Annotated in this window: 13 protein-coding genes; 5 read left to right on the top strand and 8 right to left on the bottom strand. The window is 64.4% G+C overall.

The genetic code is table 11. From position 1 onward, the window contains the following. Positions 1 to 10 precede the first annotated feature (10 nt). Positions 11 to 1,873 (bottom strand): ABCB family ABC transporter ATP-binding protein/permease, encoded by a 1,863-nt coding sequence (locus AC07WS_RS29910; protein WP_494732568.1) that lies wholly within the window; start codon positions 1,871 to 1,873, stop codon positions 11 to 13. A 61-nt stretch (positions 1,874 to 1,934) separates the two neighbouring features. Here AC07WS_RS29910 and AC07WS_RS29905 point away from each other — a divergent pair, with 61 nt between their 5' ends. From AC07WS_RS29905 to AC07WS_RS29895, 3 genes are read left to right on the top strand one after another with little or no spacing between them, the layout of a single operon-like run. Further along, entirely contained in the window at positions 1,935 to 2,384 is a 450-nt protein-coding gene (locus tag AC07WS_RS29905; protein ID WP_494732567.1) for an acyl-CoA thioesterase, read from the top strand. An 11-nt stretch (positions 2,385 to 2,395) separates the two neighbouring features. After that, positions 2,396 to 3,961 carry an alkaline phosphatase D family protein gene (locus tag AC07WS_RS29900; protein WP_494732566.1) on the top strand — a complete coding sequence of 522 codons (1,566 nt, stop codon included), beginning with the start codon at positions 2,396 to 2,398 and terminating at the stop codon, positions 3,959 to 3,961. Between the two features lie 54 nt (positions 3,962 to 4,015). Continuing rightward, positions 4,016 to 4,312, top strand: coding sequence for a hypothetical protein (locus AC07WS_RS29895; RefSeq protein WP_494732565.1), 297 nt, complete (start codon positions 4,016 to 4,018; stop codon positions 4,310 to 4,312). A 39-nt stretch (positions 4,313 to 4,351) separates the two neighbouring features. Here the strand turns inward: AC07WS_RS29895 and AC07WS_RS29890 are convergent, their stop codons facing one another. From AC07WS_RS29890 to AC07WS_RS29875, 4 genes are all read right to left on the bottom strand, one after another. Continuing rightward, positions 4,352 to 6,022 carry a long-chain-fatty-acid--CoA ligase gene (locus AC07WS_RS29890; protein ID WP_494732564.1) on the bottom strand — a complete coding sequence of 557 codons (1,671 nt, stop codon included), beginning with the start codon at positions 6,020 to 6,022 and terminating at the stop codon, positions 4,352 to 4,354. A gap of 3 nt (positions 6,023 to 6,025) precedes the next feature. Next, positions 6,026 to 7,717, bottom strand: a complete 1,692-nt coding sequence (locus AC07WS_RS29885; RefSeq protein ID WP_494732563.1) for a long-chain-fatty-acid--CoA ligase — start codon at positions 7,715 to 7,717, stop codon at positions 6,026 to 6,028. A gap of 189 nt (positions 7,718 to 7,906) precedes the next feature. Next, positions 7,907 to 9,034, bottom strand: coding sequence for an aminopeptidase (locus AC07WS_RS29880; RefSeq protein WP_494732562.1), 1,128 nt, complete (start codon positions 9,032 to 9,034; stop codon positions 7,907 to 7,909). A 9-nt stretch (positions 9,035 to 9,043) separates the two neighbouring features. Further along, a complete protein-coding gene (locus tag AC07WS_RS29875) occupies positions 9,044 to 11,122 on the bottom strand; it encodes a molybdopterin-containing oxidoreductase family protein (RefSeq protein WP_494732561.1) in 2,079 nt (692 codons plus the stop codon). Positions 11,123 to 11,259: 137 nt separating this feature from the next. Between AC07WS_RS29875 and AC07WS_RS29870 the strand changes: the two genes are divergently transcribed. After that, the gene (locus AC07WS_RS29870; RefSeq protein WP_494732560.1) at positions 11,260 to 12,453 is read left to right on the top strand and encodes a M20 aminoacylase family protein; all 1,194 of its coding nucleotides are present in this window, start codon (positions 11,260 to 11,262) and stop codon (positions 12,451 to 12,453) included. Here the strand turns inward: AC07WS_RS29870 and AC07WS_RS29865 are convergent. After that, on the bottom strand, positions 12,450 to 13,346 hold the full coding sequence (locus AC07WS_RS29865; RefSeq protein WP_494732559.1) for an NAD(P)-dependent oxidoreductase: 897 nt from the start codon (positions 13,344 to 13,346) through the stop codon (positions 12,450 to 12,452). The genes AC07WS_RS29870 and AC07WS_RS29865 overlap by 4 nt on opposite strands. Before the next feature lie 114 nt (positions 13,347 to 13,460). Between AC07WS_RS29865 and AC07WS_RS29860 the strand changes: the two genes are divergently transcribed. Then, on the top strand, positions 13,461 to 14,006 hold the full coding sequence (locus tag AC07WS_RS29860) for an acyloxyacyl hydrolase (protein ID WP_494732558.1): 546 nt from the start codon (positions 13,461 to 13,463) through the stop codon (positions 14,004 to 14,006). Positions 14,007 to 14,037: 31 nt separating this feature from the next. Here the strand turns inward: AC07WS_RS29860 and AC07WS_RS29855 are convergent, their stop codons facing one another. Both AC07WS_RS29855 and AC07WS_RS29850 read right to left on the bottom strand, forming a co-directional pair. After that, positions 14,038 to 15,198, bottom strand: coding sequence for a L,D-transpeptidase family protein (locus AC07WS_RS29855; RefSeq protein ID WP_494732557.1), 1,161 nt, complete (start codon positions 15,196 to 15,198; stop codon positions 14,038 to 14,040). A gap of 68 nt (positions 15,199 to 15,266) precedes the next feature. Next, entirely contained in the window at positions 15,267 to 16,625 is a 1,359-nt protein-coding gene (locus tag AC07WS_RS29850) for a L,D-transpeptidase Cds6 family protein (protein WP_494732556.1), read from the bottom strand. Positions 16,626 to 16,852: the final 227 nt, after the last annotated feature.

Raw genomic sequence — 16,852 nt, 5'->3', positions numbered from 1 at the left:
AGTCGCTTCCTTAGTTAGAGACTTCATCCACGACGTCGTCGGGCGACGACGCCAATTCTTCATCGGCCTTGGCCTGCTGCCGTTGCCACATCTGCGCGTACAAACCGTCCGCCGCCAGCAGCGACTGGTGCGTGCCGCGTTCGACGATGCGGCCGTGGTCCAGCACCAGGATCTGCTGCGCGTCCGCCACCGTGGACAGGCGGTGCGCAATCACCATCGTCGTGCGGCTCTTGGCGATTTCCTTCAACTGCGCCTGGATCGCCTGCTCGGCCTTGGAATCCAGCGCGGAGGTGGCCTCGTCGAAGATCAGGATGGCGGGATTCTTCAGCAGCGTGCGGGCGATGGCCACGCGCTGCTTCTCGCCGCCGGAGAGTTTGAGGCCACGCTCGCCGACCATGGTCGCGTAGCCGTCCGGCAGACTGTCGATGAAGTCGTGGATCGACGCCGCGCGCGCCGCCGCCACGATCTGTTCCTTCGTCGCGCCGGGCTGGCCGTAGGCGATGTTGTATTCGATGGTGTCGTTGAACAGCACCGTATCCTGCGGCACGATGCCGATCGCGTGGCGCAGCGTGTCCTGCGTGACCGAGCGCAGATCCTGGCCGTCGATGGTGATGCCGCCGGCGTTGACCTCATAGAAGCGGAACAGCAATCGCGACAAGGTCGACTTGCCCGAGCCGCTGTGGCCCACCACCGCCGTCGTGGTGCCTGGCGCGATGGTGAAGTCCACGTCGAACAGGATCTGGCGCTTGGATTCGTAGCTGAAGTCGACGTGGTTGAAGCGCACCTGCGCGCCGTGCGTGACCAGCGGTTGCGCGTCGGGCGCGTCGGCCACTTCGCGGTTCTGGTCCAGCAGCGCGAACAGCTTCTCCATGTCGGCCAGGCTTTGCTTGATCTCGCGGTAGATCACGCCGAGGAAGTTGAGCGGGATGTACAGCTGGATCATGAAAGCGTTCACCAGCACCAGGTCGCCCAGCGTCATCTTGCCGTCGATGACGCCCTGCGTGGCGCGCCACAGGATCAGCGTGACGGCGGTGGCGATGATCAGCGACTGCCCGGTGTTCAGCAGCGACAGCGACGTCTGCGATTTGACGGCGGCCGATTCGTAACGCTGCAAGCCCTCGTCGTAGCGCTTCGCCTCGTAGTCCTCGTTGCCGAAGTATTTGACGGTCTCGTAGTTGATCAGCGAATCGATGGCCTTGGTGTTGGCCTTGGAATCCAGCTCGTTCATGGTGCGGCGGAAGTGCGTGCGCCAGTCGGTGATGAAGATGGTGAACGAGATGTAGGTCACCAGCGCGACGAAGGTGATCACCGAGAACCAGATGTCGTAGTGTGTGACGAGGTAGCCCAGCACCAGCGTGATCTCCACCAGCGTCGGCAGGATGTTGAACAGGGTGTAGCTGATCAGCGAGCCGACCGCGCGCGTGCCGCGTTCGATATCGCGCGTCATGCCGCCGGTCTGGCGGTTCAGATGGAAGCGCAGCGACAGCGCATGCAGATGGCGGAACACCTGCAGTGCGATGGTGCGCACCGCGCGCTGCGTGACGCGCGCGAACAGAAACTCGCGCAGCTCGGTGAAGAAGGTGGTCGACACGCGCAGCACGCCGTAGACCACCAGCGCCCCCAGCGGCAGCACCAGCATCGCCTGCGGGTGCGTGGGCGAAATGGTCAGGCTGTCGATCAGGCGCTTCATCACCACCGGCACGCCGACGTTGGCCAGCTTGGCGCCGACCAGGCAGCCCAGCGCCAGCAGCACGCGCCATTTGTAGACCCACAGGTAAGGGAAGAGTGTTTTCAGCGTCGCCGCGTCGCTGCGCTGGGCGGCGGTGCTGGCGTTGTTGGCGGGATCGGGCGGGGAGTTCGGGTAACGGCGCATGGCGGATGTCGGCTTTTTATGGTTCAATCCCGGTAATTGTAGCCCTTCAAGAGAATTCACGATGACCTCCCCCGAAAATCCCCCCACCATCAAAGTCGAAACCGTCAACCGCGGCCTGCCAGCGGGGAAAATGCCGGAATTGCGCATGATGCCGGCGCCGTCGGATGCCAACGTCTACGGCGACGTGTTCGGCGGCTGGATCATGGCGCAGGTCGACATCGCCGGCTCGCTGCCGGCCACCCGCCGCGCCAACGGCCGCGTCGCGACCATCTCGGTGAACTCCTTCGTGTTCAAGAACCCGGTGTTCGTGGGCGACCTGTTGTCGTTTTATGCTGATATTGTCAAGGTTGGCAATACGTCCATTACAGTCAACGTCGAGGTGTACGCGGAGCGCAACCGCCTGCAGGCCTGCACCGTCAAGGTCACCGAGGCCACGCTGACCTACGTCGCCACCGACTCCGACCGCAAGCCGCGCAAGGTGCCGCCTATCGAAACGCTGATCCGCTCCTGATCCGGCGCGGCATGCACCAGCCTCGCCGCGCATTCCTGCTCACCGCCAGCCGCCTCGCCGCGCTGGCCGCCGGCTGCGGCGCCCATGCCGCGCCATCCAGCGCCAGCAAGGCCTATCCGTTCAGCCTGGGCGTGGCCTCCGGTTCGCCGCTGCCGGACGCCGTCGTCATCTGGACCCGCATCCTGCACGATCCGCTCAACGCGGCGGCCACGCCGCAGCTGGCCTTCAGCGTGCGCTGGGAGATGGCCGAGGACGAGCGCTTCAGCCGCGTCGTCGCCAAGGGCACGGCCAGCGCTGCGCCGGAGCTGGCGCACAGCGTGCACGTCGATGTCACCGGCCTGGCGCCGGCGCGCTGGTACTGGTACCGCTTCATGCTGGGTGACGCCGTCAGTCCGGTCGGCCGCACCCGCACCGCGCCCGCCGCCGGCGCCATGCCGGACCAGCTGAAACTGGCCGTGGCCTCGTGCCAGCACTGGGAGTTCGGCAGCTACGCCGCGCACCGCCACATCGCGGCCGCAGCGCCCGACCTGGTGGCCTTCCTGGGCGACTACATCTACGAATGGGGCCCGTACCAGCTGGCGCATCCGCAAACGGCGCTGCGCACCGCTGAGAGCTTCTCGCTGGCCGACTACCGCGCCCGCTACGCCCAGTACAAGACCGACCGCGACCTGCAGGCCGCGCATCTCGCCGCGCCGTGGATCGTGACCTGGGATGACCACGAAGTCGCCAACGACTACGGCAGCGACCGCGACGAGCGGCTGGACCCGCACTTCCCCGAGCGCCGCGCGGCGGCCTACCAGGCCTTCTACGAGCACATGCCGCTGCGCCTGCCGCCGGCCGACTTCGCGCATCTGCGCATGTACCAGCGCTATGACTGGGGCCGGCTGGCGCGCTTCCATGTGCTGGACGACCGCCAGTACCGCTCGCACCACGCCTGCGCGCCCGCCGGACGGGGCGGCTCCAATTCCGTGACGCGGCGCGAGTGCGCCGAGCTGGCCGATCCCGGCCGCACCATGCTGGGCGCCGAACAGCAGCGCTGGCTGGAGCAAGGGCTGGCGTCGTCGCCGGCGCGCTGGAACATCCTGGCGCAGCAAACGTTGATGGCGCAGAACAGCCAGCTGCCCATCGTCAACGAATCCGACGGTCGCTTCTGGACCGACGGCTGGGACGGCTACCCGGCCGCGCGCCAGCGCCTGTTCGACGCGCTGCACGCCAGCAAGGCCAGCAACCCGCTGATCCTGGGCGGCGACGTCCACAGCTTCTTCGCGGCCGAGCTCAACCGCGTCCCCACGCGCCCGCGTTCGGCGGGCAATCCCGTCATCGCCACCGAGTTCGTCGGCACCTCGGTGACCTCGCCGTCGCGCCCGCAGGCGCGCACCGAGCAGTATGTCGCCATGAACCACAGCCTCAAGTACGGGCGCAGCGACAAGCGCGGCTTCATGCTGCTCAGCATCACGCCGTCCGACACCACCACCTTGTTCCTGGCGCTGGACGACGTCCGCGACGCGGCCAGCCCCGTCAAGACCATCGCCAGCTTCCTGGTGCGCGACGGCCGGCCCGGACTGGTTAGCGCTTGAATCGGGGCTGGCACCGCCTATACTGGCTAGACCATCACCGTATGGAGGCGCTACATGTTGAAAGTCACCGAGAGCGAAATCGCGCAGGAGCTCGATAGCTATTTGCACCAGGCTCTGACGCAGACGATAGTTGTGGAACAAGCCGACCGCGACCCGGTGGTCGTGCTGTCACTGGCCGAGTTTGAGAGGCTGCAGGACGTCGACGACCAGCACTGGGCCGATTGCGCCCGCAAGGCCAACGTCGAAGGGTATGTCGACCACGATCGTGAAGTGCGGCAGCGGCTGGCCGCCGCCATGAAAGACAAGCGGCTCGCCTGCATCAGGAAGGGACCGCATTTCGAACACCACTAGCAAAAAAAATCGCCTGTCTCAGCAGGCGATTTTTTTCGGTTACGCTGCGACTTTTTCGTCGCGCAGCTGACGGCGCAGGATCTTGCCGACGTTGGTCTTCGGCAGCTCATCACGGAACTCGATGTACTTCGGCTTTTTGTAAGCGGTCAGCTCGTGCTTGCAGAAGTCCAGCAGCTGCTCGGCGGTCAGGTTCGGGTCCTTGCGCACCACGAACAGCTTGACCGCTTCGCCGGAGTTCTTGTCCGGCACGCCGATGCACGCTACTTCCAGCACGCCCGGATGCGAGGCCACCACGCCTTCCACTTCGTTCGGGTACACGTTGAAGCCGGACACGATGATCATGTCCTTCTTGCGGTCGACGATGCGCGTGAAACCCTGCTCGTTCATGATGCCGACGTCGCCGGTCTTGAAGAAGCCGTCCGGCGTCATCGACTTGGCGGTCTCTTCCGGACGGTTCCAGTAGCCGGCCATCACCTGCGGGCCGCGGATGGCGATCTCGCCGGTGCCGCCCAGCGGCAGCACGTTGCCGTCGTCGTCCAGGATGCACACTTCGGTCGACGGGATCGGCAGGCCGATGGTGCCGGTGAACTCCTTGATGTCGACCCGGTTGGCGGTGGCCACCGGCGACGTCTCCGACATGCCGTAGCCTTCGATGATCGGCGTGCCGGTCAGCTTGAGCCAGCGGTCGGCCACGGCTTGTTGCACGGCCATGCCGCCGCCGTTGCAAACCGAGTACGAGGAGAAGTCCAGCTTGGCGAATTCGGCGTTGTTGAGCAGCGCGTTGTACAGCGTGTTCACGGCGGGGAACACGGCCACGCGGTACTTGGCCAGCTCCTTGACGAAGCCGGGAATGTCGCGCGGGTTCGGCACCAGCAGGTTCATGCCGCCCATGCGCATGCCCATGAAGGCGCTGATGGTCAGCGAGTAGATGTGGTACAGCGGCAGCGCGCACACGAACACCAGCTGCTCGGCCTGCGGCTTGAATTGCAGCCAGGCTTCGTTCTGCAGCACGTTGGCGATGATGTTACGGTGCAGCAGCACGGCGCCCTTGGACACGCCGGTGGTGCCGCCCGTGTATTGCAGGAAGGCGATGTCGTCATGCCCCTGCTTGACCGGATCCAGCGCCAGGCGCGAGCCTTCCGCCAGCACCTGCTTGAACGAGACCGAGTTCGGCAGCGAGTACGACGGCACCATCTTCTTGACGTTGCGGACCACGAAGTTGACCAGCGCGCCCTTGAGCGTGCCCAGCATGTCGCCCATGGTGGCGACGATCACGTGCTTGACCTGGGTGTGCGCGACCACCTGCTCCACCGTGGTGGCGAAGTTCTCCAGCACGATGATCGCTTCCGAACCGGAGTCCGTCAGCTGGTGCTGCAACTCGCGCGGCGTGTACAGCGGGTTGACGTTGACCACCGTGTAGCCGGCGCGCAGGATGGCCGCCATCGCCACCGGATACTGCAGCACGTTCGGCAGCATGATCGCCACGCGCGCGCCCGGCTTCAGGCCCTTGCTTTGCAGCCAGGCGCCCATCTGCAGCGACAGCTTGTCGAGCTCGCCGTAGGTGAGGAACTTGTCCATGCAGACGTAGGCGTTGCGGTCGGCATACTTGCGGAACGATTCCTCCAGCAGGTGGGTGACCGAGCGGTACTGCGTGCTGTCGATCTCGGCGGGCACGCCTTCGGGGTAGGACTTGAGCCAAATCTTTTCCATGTCTTATGCAGCTTTCTTGTTCTGGCCGGGTGGTTCGTCGCGCAGCATGCGCCGCAGGATTTTCCCGACGTTGGTTTTGGGTAGCTCCTCGCGGAACTCGATATATTTTGGCTTTTTATAGCCGGTAAATTGTTCTTTGCAATAGGCCATCAACTGCTCGACCGTCAGGTTCGGATCCCTGCGCACCACGAACACCTTGACCGCCTCGCCCGAGTGCTCGTCCGGCACGCCGATGCAGGCGCATTCGAGCACGCCCGGATGCGCCGCGATCACGCCCTCCAGCTCGTTCGGGTAGACGTTGAAGCCGGACACCAGGATCATGTCCTTCTTGCGGTCGACGATCTTCACGTAGCCGTTCTCGTCCATCACGCCGACGTCGCCGGATTTGAAATAGCCGTCGGCCGTCATGACCTTGGCGGTTTCGTCCGGCCGGTTCCAGTAGCCCGCCATCACCTGCGGGCCGCGGATCGCGATCTCGCCCGGCTGGCCCAGCGCCACGGGGTTGCCGTCGTCATCGAGGATAGCGATGTCGGTCGACGGCACCGGCAAACCGATGGTGCCGGTGAAGGCCGTGCTGTCGGCGCGGTTGCAGGTAGCCACCGGCGACGTTTCAGACAGGCCATAGCCTTCGATGATGGACACGCCCGTCACCTTCAGCCATTTATCGTTGACGGCCTGCTGCACCGCCATGCCGCCGCCGTTGCAGATCTTCAGACCCGAAAAGTCCAGGTGGCCGAACGACGGGTGGTTCAGCAGCGCGTTGTACAGCGTGTTCACCGCCGGCAGCATGTTGAACTTGTACTTGCCGAGCTCCTTGATGAAGCCGCCGATGTCGCGCGGATTCGGGATCAGGATGTTCAGCGCGCCCACGCGCGTGCCCCACATGGCGCAGCAGGTCAGCGCGAAGATGTGGTACAGCGGCAGCGCGCAGACGATGGTGATCTGCTCGGTCACATTGCCCAGCGCCGGCTTGGACCACGCCTCGTTCTGCAGCAGGTTGGCCACCAGGTTGCGGTGCGTCAGCGTGGCGCCCTTGGACACGCCGGTGGTGCCGCCTGTGTACTGCAGGAAGGCCGGATCGGTGGGTTCCAGCGACACCGGCGTGAGCTTCATGCGGCCGCCCTGCGACAGCGCATCCTTGAAGCGCACCGCGTTCGGCAGCGAGAACGGCGGCACCATCTTCTTGACGCTGCGCACCACGAAATTGACCAGCGCGCCCTTGAGGCCGCCGAGCATCTCGCCCATGCTGGCCACCACGATGTGCTTGACCTGCGTGCGGCCCAGCACCTGCTCCAGCGTGGTCGCGAAATTTTCCAGGATCAGGATGGCCTCGCAGCCCGAGTCGTTGAGCTGGTGCTCCAGTTCGCGCGGCGTGTACAGCGGGTTGATGTTGACCACGGTGTAGCCGGCGCGCAGGATGGCGGCGATGGCGATCGGATACTGCAGCACGTTGGGCATCATCACGCCGACGCGCGCGCCCTTCTTCATGCCGCGGCTTTGCAGCCAGGCGCCCAGGCGCTTGGAGCAGGCGTCGACTTCGGCATAGGTGAGGAATTTATCCATGCAGACGTAGGCGTTGCGGTCTGCGAACTTGTGGAAGGACTCTTCCAGCAGCTGCACCAGCGAGCGGTATTGGCTCGTGTCTATCTCCGTCAGCATGCCGGGCGGGTACGACTTCAACCAGATTTTTTCCATCCTGTGCCTCGTGTCTCGAATTATCGTTGTAAGGTCCGGCGCACAGTGCCGGTTCAGGGTCGGTGATTCGTATATGCGAATTTTCGGAGCCTACTTATCACGATGCTATCGGGCAGCAAGCTCAGACGCAAGCGCATTTAACCATATTTGAATGCGGCTTCTAACGGCTTTTTATGCTGCATTGCAGCATCAATGCGTGCCTTCCGGCAGGGCGTCCGGCTGCTTGGCGGCCTCCGCGTTGAGCATTACCGGGCGGCCCAGTTGCTGCAGCTGCTGCTGGCGTTGAACCAGATCAAGAGAAGCTATTTTTTGCACTGCACCATAAAAACGCACGAACGTTCGTTCCTGCTTCAGCAAAGAACGGAAGGCGGGCAGAAAATCGTGGTAAGTTCCCACAGCGCTGAGGTGGGCATTGGTCAGCGGCTCGGCAAACCAGCGGTCGTAGCCCGCATAGCCGCCCCAGCTGTCCTTCAACTTCTGATAGTCGGTTTTCAGGTGGGCGAAGATGCGCGCCTTCTCCGCCCGCTTGTGGCGGGTGCTGGTCTTGGCGGCATAGGTATCGGCCAGCATTTTTCGGTGACGCACCAACAGCTCCAGGAAATCCTGGCGGCGCGCATTGTAGCGGACGTAGGCCTCGCGCATCGGATCGGTGCCGTACAGTTCCAGCCAGCGCGCCACGCCGGCCTCCTCCACCGCCGTGGCGAAACCTTCATTGAACTGGGAATCGCCCTGCACGTACACCACCTGGTGCGCCAGTTCGTGGAACACCATGCGCGCCAGCTCGGCGTCGGAATAGTTGATGAAGGTCGACAACAGCGGATCGCTGAACCAGCCCAACGTGGAATAGGCCGGCACGCCGCCGACCTGCACGTCGTTGCCCTCCTTGCGCAGCTCGTCGGCGTAGGCCATCGCGTCCTCCTTGCTGTAGTAGCCGCGATAGCTGACGCAGCCGGCGATCGGGAAGCACCACTGGATCGGCCGCAGCGACAGCTCCGGCGTCGCCACCACGTTCCACAGCACGAAGGGGCGCGTGAGCGCGGCGTAGTTCTTGTAGCTGGCGTTGTCGGGCAGGCCCAGTTCCTTGACGGCGAAGCGGCGTATCAACAACGCTTTTTCGAGGCGGGCCTTGAGCTGGGGATCGGTGCTGGGGTCGCCCAGCCAGTCTTCAATCGGACGGGCGTCCGACCACAACGCATACTGGCCCTGGGCGGCCTGCATGTAGTACTTGAGTTGTGCGCAGCCAGCCAGCATGAGTGCTGCGCAGCCCGCCGCCAGCCAGTACCTGGCGCGGACGATTCGGCGGGCTAAGTTGCGCATACATTACCTTCAAGCAGCGACTCTTTCGACTTGTACCAGTGTATCGTAAAAAGTTGGTGCGCGGCCCATATCGGTTAACTGTTGGCTGGTAACCTCATTGGCGTTTTTACCATCCCTGCCTAGCTTTTTCCACCACACTGACAAGCCTACAACAAGGCCCGCGCGCGCCTTGTCCGTGACCCGCGCCTTGGCGATGAAGGTGCCGCGGTCGTTGAAGATGCGCACCATGTCGCCGTCGCTGATGCCGCGCGCGGCGCTGTCGTCGGGATGGATGTCCAGGTGCGGCTCGCCCTCCGCCGAACGCAGGCTTTTCACGTTGACGAATGTGGAGTTGAGGAAGTTGCGCGCTGGCGGAGAAATCATCGCCAGCGGATAGCGCTTGGCCAGCTCCGGGTTGCTGGCCACCGATTCATACGGCGGCAGATAGGCCGGCAGCGGATCGAGTCCGTCGGCCGCCATCGCGGCGGAATAGAACTCGCACTTGCCGGACGGCGTGGGGAAGCCGCCGTGCGCGAACGGCGCGTCGGGCACGTTGAGCTTCTGCCAGCCCTTGCGCTTCAGCGATTCCCAATCGAAGTTGACCGCACGCACGTCCTGCGCGTTGAAGGCCATCGCCGCCAGCTGGTCGTCGCTGTCCTGGAAGCACGGGTCGTCAAAGCCCATGCGCGCGGCCAGCAGGCGGAAGATTTCGGTGTTGGCCTTGGCCTCGCCCATGGGCGCGATGGCCGCGTTGTTGGCCATCATGTACAGGTGGCCGTAGGCGGTGTGCGTGTCGATGTGCTCCAGTTGCGTGGTGGCCGGCAGCACGATGTCGGCATAGTCCACGGTGTCGGTCTGGAAGTGCTCCAGCACCACGGTGAACAAATCCTCGCGCGCGAAGCCGGCCATCACCTTGCCCGAATCGGGCGCGATCGCCAGCGGGTTGGCGTTGTAGACGATCACCGCCTCCACCGCCGGCCCGAACTCCGGCGAAGCCGCGCGCAGCAGGTCGTCGCCGATGGTGGTCATGTTGATGGTGCGGGGCTGCTTCGTCAGCAGGTCCGGCCGCTGCAGCGCCGCCTTGTTGGTCGGGAAGGAGCCGCCGGACGACAGCTGGATGCCGCCGGCCGGATGGCGCCACGCGCCCACCAGCGCCGGCAAACAGGCGATGCTGCGCACCGACATGCCGCCGCCGCGCACGCGCTGCACGCCGTAGTTGGCGCGGATCGCCACCGGCTCGCCGGCGCGCGCCATGCCGCCGTACAGGCGCGCCAGGTCGACCACCTCGGCCACGCTGATGCCGCAGGTTTCGGCGGTGCGTTCCGGCGTCCACTCGGACGCGCGCTGCTTCAGCTGCTCGAAGCCCAGCGTGTGCTGCGCGATGTAGTCGTGGTCCAGCAGGTCTTCGGCGATCAGCACATGCATCAGCCCCAGCGCCAGCGCGGCGTCGGTGCCTGGCAGCAGCGCGATGTGCTGGTGGCATTTCTCCGCCGTCAGCGAGCGGTAGGGATCGATGGCGATCAGCCTGGCGCCGTTGCGCTTGGCCTCTTGCGCGCGGGTCCAGAAGTGCAGGTTGGAGGCGATCGGATTGCCGCCCCATATCACGATCAGTTTCGCGTTCTGGAACTGTTCCAGGTCAATGCCGATCGAGGCGCCGATGGTGTACTTGTAGCCGGTGGCGCCGGCCGTCGCGCAGATGGTGCGGTCCAGCAGCGAGGCGCCGATGCGGTTGAAGAAGCGCGCCGACATCGACTCGCCCTGCACCAGCCCCATGGTGCCGCAATAGCTGTACGGCAGGATCGCTTCCGGTGCGCGTTCGGCCAGCGGCTTGAGCCTGGCCGCGATGGTGTCGAGCGCCTCGTCCCAAGTGATGCGCTCGAACTTGCCCTCGCCCTTCTTGCCGATCCGTCGCAGCGGATGCAGCAGACGATCCGCGTGATAGGTGCGCTCGGTGTAGCGCGCCACCTTGGTGCACAGCACGCCGGCCGTGGTCGGATGGTCGGGGTCGCCCTTGACGGCGGTGGCCACGCCGTCCTCCACCGTCACCAGCAGCGCGCAGGTGTCGGGGCAATCGTGCGGGCAGGCCGCGCGGACTTGTGTCGTTGTCATGTCTTGGATCCAAAAAACGTGGACGGAAAGCAGTATGGTAATCGATACCGTCCACTCTGGATTTGTTCGCGTGACAAGGGCTACAATGGCTGTTCTCGATGCCCAAAAGGCAAGCGAACCCGATCTTGGAGAAGCAGATGAAACTAGTTGATCCCATCATTGCATTTCAATCTGAAATACAGCAAATCCGGCGCGACCTGCACGCCCATCCCGAGCTGTGCTATGAAGAGCAACGCACCTCCGACATCGTCGCCGACAAGCTGAGCGAATGGGGCATACCGGTGATCCGCGGCCTGGGCCTGACGGGCGTGGTCGGTATCATCAAGCACGGCAGTTCCCAGCGTGCCATCGGCCTGCGCGCCGACATGGACGCGCTGCCGATGCAGGAAGTGAACACCTTCGCCCACGCCTCGCGCCATCCGGGCAAGATGCACGCCTGCGGCCACGACGGCCACACCGCCATGCTGCTGGGAGCTGCCAAGCACCTGGCCGAGCACCGCAATTTCGACGGAACGGTTTACCTCATTTTCCAGCCGGCCGAGGAAGGCGGCGCCGGCGCGCGCCGCATGATCGAGGACGGCCTGTTCGAGCAATGCCCGATGGACGCGATCTACGGCATGCACAACTGGCCGGGCGCGCCGGCCGGCACGATGAGCGTGGTCGAGGGGCCGATGATGGCGTCCAGTAACGAGTTTTACGTCACGGTCAAGGGCAAGGGCGCGCACGCGGCCCAGCCGCACAAGGGCATCGATCCGGTGATGGTGGCGGTGCAGATCGCACAGAGCTGGCAGACCATCATCAGCCGCCAGAAGAGCCCGCTGGACACGGCCGTGCTGTCGATCACGCAGATCCACGCCGGCAGCGCCACCAATGTGATTCCCGACGACGCCGAACTGGTCGGCACGGTGCGCACCTTCACCCAGCCGGTGCTGGACATGATCGAGCAGCGCATGGGCGAGATCGCCCGGCACACGGCGGCCGCGTTCGGCGCCGAGGTGGAGTTCAAATTCCGCCGCAATTATCCGCCGCTGGTCAACCATCCGGCCGAGACCAAATTCGCGGTCGAGGTGATGAAGGCGGTGGTGGGCGCGGACAAGGTCGACGACAACGTCGAGCCGACCATGGGCGCGGAAGACTTCGCGTTCTTCCTGCAGGCCAAGCCCGGCTGCTACGTCTTCATCGGCAACGGCGAGGGCGACCATCGCGACGGCGGCCACGGCCTCGGCCCGTGCGTGCTGCACAACGGCAGCTACGACTTCAACGACAACCTGCTGCCGATCGGCGCCAGCTTCTGGGTGCGGCTGGCTGAGATGAGCTTGCCGGCGGCTTAAGCCAGTTTGTCCGGGGCGGTGCCGACGCGCTGTCCCGGATTCAAGGCCTCCAGCCCCAGCAGGGCCGCCGAATGGTCTGCCTGCGGAACGGTCTCCGCCAGCGCCTGATAGCGCTCGGTCACCAGCTGCGTCACCGGCAAGGTGATGCCGGCCGCTTGCGCCGCCGCCAGGATGTTGCGCTGATCCTTCAATTGCGTCTTCACCTGTCCGCCCGCGACAAAGTTCCGGTCCAGCATGCGCTGGCCGTGTACATCAAGAATTTTGCTTTCGGCGAAGCCGCCGCGGATCGCCGCCCGCATCGCGGCCGGATCGGCGCCGGCCGCCTGCGCCAGCAGCAAGGCCTCGGCCACGATGTTGATGGTGGCGCCGACAATCAACTGATTGCACAGCTTGGCCACCTGGCCGCTGCCGGCCGGACCCACCAGCGTCGGCCGGCCCATCACGGCCAGCACCGGCTCCAGCTCGGCGAAATCATCCGCGCTGCCGCCGGCCATGATGGCCAAGGTGCCGGCCGCCGCGCCGCCCACGCCGCCGGACACCGGCGCATCGACAAAGCGCCGCCCCTGCGCGGCCAGCAGCGCGTGGAACTCCTGCGCCTCGGATTGACGGGTCGAGCTCATGTCCACCCACAGCGCGCGCGGCGCCAGCGCCGGCAGCGCGGCGCGCATCACCTCGCCGACCACCGGGCCGGCCTCCAGCATCGAGATGACGATGCCGGCATCGCGCACCGCCTCGGCCAGCTCGGGCACCGCGTGCGCGCCGGCATCGGCCAGCGCGGCGGCCTTGGCGTAGGTGCGGTTCCAGACCGTGACCTTGTGGCCGGCCGCCAGCAGGCGGCGCACCATCGGATCCCCCATCAAGCCAATACCGAGAAAGGCGATTCGCGTAGACAATTCCAACTCCTGAGATGGTCAAAATAGCAGCCTCGCCGGAATATTTTCAAGAACCCCGGTACAATCTGGGCAGCCGTATAAATTGAGATACAGCACTAACTATGCAAGGATACTATGTTCGCTAAAAAATTGATCGCAGCCGCCGCCGCACTGGTCGCGATGCAGGGCGCCTACGCCGATGACAAACTGGTCGACTCCGTCGCCATCGACTACGGCAACGCCGCCAAGGTGCAGATGGTGCGCTTCAGCGCCGCCAAGGATTGGAGCGCGCGCTGGTTCCAGTCGAACGGCACGCACCTGAGCGGCTACTGGGAAGCCAGCGCCGGCTTCTGGAAAGAGAGCCAGTACCAGAATATTTCGGGCAACACCGCGCACCTGTGGGATGTCGGCTTCACGCCGGTGTTCCGCTTCGAGAACGACAACAAGAAGGGTCTGTACTACGAAGGCGGCATCGGCGTGCACCGCCTGTCCAAGCTGTACGACAACGACACCTATCGCCTGTCGACCCACTTCCAGTTCGGCGACCACATCGGCATCGGCTACGTATTCGACAACAACTGGGAAATCGGCGGCAAGATCCAGCACTTCTCGAACGGCGGCTACAAAAAGCCCAACACCGGCGTGAACTTCCTCGAAGTCAAAGCGGCGTACCACTTCTGATCGATCAAGGCCCTTCGGGGCCTTTTTCTTTTCAGACGTTCGTCTCGGCGACGATCTTCCAGCTCTTGCCTTCCTTGACCCAGTACTGCTTCTTGCGCACCGCGTGACGGAACTTGCCGACCACGATCTGCTGCGTGAAATTGCTGACGATGACTTCCTCCTGGCTGGGCTGGCGGAAGTAGCTCGGCTCGGTCACGGTCACGCTGATCTTCTTGGCGCCGGGCAGGAAACGGTTCTTGTCCAGCCAGGCATTCACATCCTCGTCGGCCGCCGACTTGAAGCGCGGGGAATACAGCGCGCGCAGGCCGGCATCGTCGCGGTTCTCGACGTCGCGCCGCCACGATTCCACCAGCGCGCTGGCCACCCGCAGGTCGCGCTCCATCTGCTCCTTGCTGACGAACTCCACCTGGTCGCCGATCAGGATCGGCGTCTTGCCGATCTCCACCGTGCGGGTCAGCGTGTTGAGGTCGTCGTTGCTGACCACCACACAGCCGTCGGTCGACAGCGGCGGACGGCTGAAGGTCTCCGGCGGCGTCCCGTGCACCCAGATGCCGGAACCGCTGCGGCCCTGCGCCTTGTCCCAGTCGTTCGGATAGTCGAGCGGCAGCGCGCCCTTGCCGTACATGTCGGGCAGCTTCACGCCCGGCAGGCGGCCGATGATGTAGTACACGCCCACCGGCGTGCGCATATCGCCTTCCTTGAGCTTGTTGATGCCCAGCTTGCCCTGGCTGACGTAGAAGTCGGACAGCAGGCGGATCTGGTCGTTGCGGTTCTCGTACAGGTAGAGGCGCGAATGCTTGGCGTCGACGATCAGCGCGTGCCGCTGGTCCTTGCGCATCTGCAGCAGCGCGCGCGGCAGCAGCGCCGGCGACGGACGGCCAGGTTCGGCCTGCATGCGCACGGCGGCCTCGCGGCGCAGGTCGGCCAGCTTGGAATCCTCGCCCGGCGGCACGGCGGCGCCCAGCACGTTCACCGCGCGGGTATGCATCAGCAGGATGTCGCCGCGCACCAGGTGGCCGAGGCGGAAGTTGGGATAGGCCTCCACCAGCGCATCGGCCTTTTGCTGGGCGTCGCGCAGATTGTGCTGGGCCAGCTCGCGGTAGATATCGGACAGTAGCTCTTCGGGATTGGCTTTACGGACGACCGGCGCCCGCGGCGGCTTTTTTGCGGCGTAGCTGGCCTCACCTCCCAAGACACTGAGAAGTACCGCGCACAGCAACCCACTGGCACGCCAGCGTTTTGAAAATCTAAAGTGTGACATCAGCTACCCGAAGCTTCCTGCTTGATCTGCCATTTTCCACCATTTTTGACCAGCACAAGCGTCTTTCGGCTTCTGGCCGTGAGACGGTCTGATTCATAAGTCTGGCGGAAGGTCACTTTGGCGGTATTGCCGTTCACGACCACTTCCGGCGCGCCCACTTCGACGTGGATGCGGCCCTTGCCTTCAATGCGGGCGCGGCGCTCGTCGGCCCATGCCTTGCGCGACAAACCTTTCGGCGGTTCGAACTCCTGGCTGTAATAGCCGAGGTAGGAATCGACGTTTTGCGCAGTCCAGGCCTTGGCCCAGCCGTGGACCTGGGCCAGCACGGCGTCGCGGTCGGTGGTGTCCGGTTTCGCGGCTTTTTCCGGTTCATGCTTGGCCGGCTTCGGCGGCTCCGCCTTGACGGGCTTGGGTGGTTCGGCCTGGGCGACCACGACCGGCGCGGCTTTGACCGGAGCAGGAACAGGGACCGGCGTTGGCTTCGGCGGTTCGACCTTGGCCAGCACCGGCGCCGGAATAGGTGCCGCAGGTTTGGCAGGCGCCGGTGTTGGAGTCGGCGCGGGAGCAGGTGCGGGCGGCTTGGCCGGAGCCGACGCCGGCGCGGGCGCGGCGGCCATTTTGACTGCCGGCGCAGGTGTCGGCGCAGGCGGCGTGACGGACAAGGCCGGTATGCGCTGCAGCGTGGTCGACTTGCCGGAATCGGCCGGAATTTGCGAGATCAACGGTGGCGTGGCGTTGGCCGCGGCACGCGGCGCCACCGGTGCTTGGGCCACCTGCGGCGCAGGCGTTGGCGCCGCGGTCTCAGGCGCGGCGAACTTGGCGCCTGTGCTGCTGGAGAAGTTGCGCAGCAACGTCAGCTTGGATTTGGCTGGCGGGGCGTTGTTCGCGCCCAAGGCCAGCGCCTTGTCGTAAGCCTGGCTGGCCATCTTGCCATAGACATCGCCCAGGTTTTCATAGGCCGTCATATAGCTTGGATTGGTGCGTATCGCCTTTTCCAGCGATATGCGCGCCTTGTCGTACTGGCCGCTGGCGGCGTACAGCACGGCCAGGTTGTTGTAAGGCTCCGGCAGATCTTTGTAATCCTCGGTCAGCTTGGTGAAGACGGCGATGGCCTCTTCCGACTTGTTTTGCTCGGTCAGCAGCACGCCCTTCATGAAACGCATCTGCGGATCGGACGGGTGCTTGCTCAGATATTCATTGGTCTTGTTGAGTGCTTCGACAACCTTGCCAGCTTTGGCCAGTTTGCTGACGTCGGCCATCTCGTCGGCGCGCACGGGAGCGGTCGCGAAGATGGTTGCCACGATGCCGGCGGACGCCAGGACACGGTACAGCAAGGGTTGGGCTGTCTTATTTTTCATTGAGGTATAGAGCAAGCACGAAAGAGTACATGGTACACCTTTCGTTTCTTCAGATCAAAATCTAGCTTGTATCTTATATGCCTCTTTTTACGACAAAAAACTGTCGCCGAAAGCGAAAAACCCCACCAAGATCACTTGGTGGGGTTCTTCATATAACTAGCCTGACGATAACCTACTTTCACACTGGTTGCAGCACTATCATCGGCGCAGAGTTGTTTCACGGTCCT

The organism is Duganella sp. GW821-FHT01E12 (assembly GCF_059422325.1).
This window is presented reverse-complemented; position numbering and strand designations above follow the sequence as displayed.

Excerpts from the sequence above, each read along its gene's own strand:
- AC07WS_RS29880 (WP_494732562.1), bottom strand. The coding sequence starts at position 9,034 with ATGCGCAACTTAGCCCGCCGAATCGTCCGCGCCAGGTACTGGCTGGCG.
- AC07WS_RS29850 (WP_494732556.1), bottom strand. The coding sequence starts at position 16,625 with ATGAAAAATAAGACAGCCCAACCCTTGCTGTACCGTGTCCTGGCGTCC.
- AC07WS_RS29885 (WP_494732563.1), bottom strand. The coding sequence starts at position 7,717 with ATGGAAAAAATCTGGTTGAAGTCGTACCCGCCCGGCATGCTGACGGAG.
- AC07WS_RS29895 (WP_494732565.1), top strand. The coding sequence starts at position 4,016 with ATGTTGAAAGTCACCGAGAGCGAAATCGCGCAGGAGCTCGATAGCTAT.
- AC07WS_RS29860 (WP_494732558.1), top strand. The coding sequence starts at position 13,461 with ATGTTCGCTAAAAAATTGATCGCAGCCGCCGCCGCACTGGTCGCGATG.
- AC07WS_RS29905 (WP_494732567.1), top strand. The coding sequence starts at position 1,935 with ATGACCTCCCCCGAAAATCCCCCCACCATCAAAGTCGAAACCGTCAAC.
- AC07WS_RS29870 (WP_494732560.1), top strand. The coding sequence starts at position 11,260 with ATGAAACTAGTTGATCCCATCATTGCATTTCAATCTGAAATACAGCAA.
- AC07WS_RS29900 (WP_494732566.1), top strand. The coding sequence starts at position 2,396 with ATGCACCAGCCTCGCCGCGCATTCCTGCTCACCGCCAGCCGCCTCGCC.
- AC07WS_RS29890 (WP_494732564.1), bottom strand. The coding sequence starts at position 6,022 with ATGGAAAAGATTTGGCTCAAGTCCTACCCCGAAGGCGTGCCCGCCGAG.
- AC07WS_RS29910 (WP_494732568.1), bottom strand. The coding sequence starts at position 1,873 with ATGCGCCGTTACCCGAACTCCCCGCCCGATCCCGCCAACAACGCCAGC.
- AC07WS_RS29875 (WP_494732561.1), bottom strand. The coding sequence starts at position 11,122 with ATGACAACGACACAAGTCCGCGCGGCCTGCCCGCACGATTGCCCCGAC.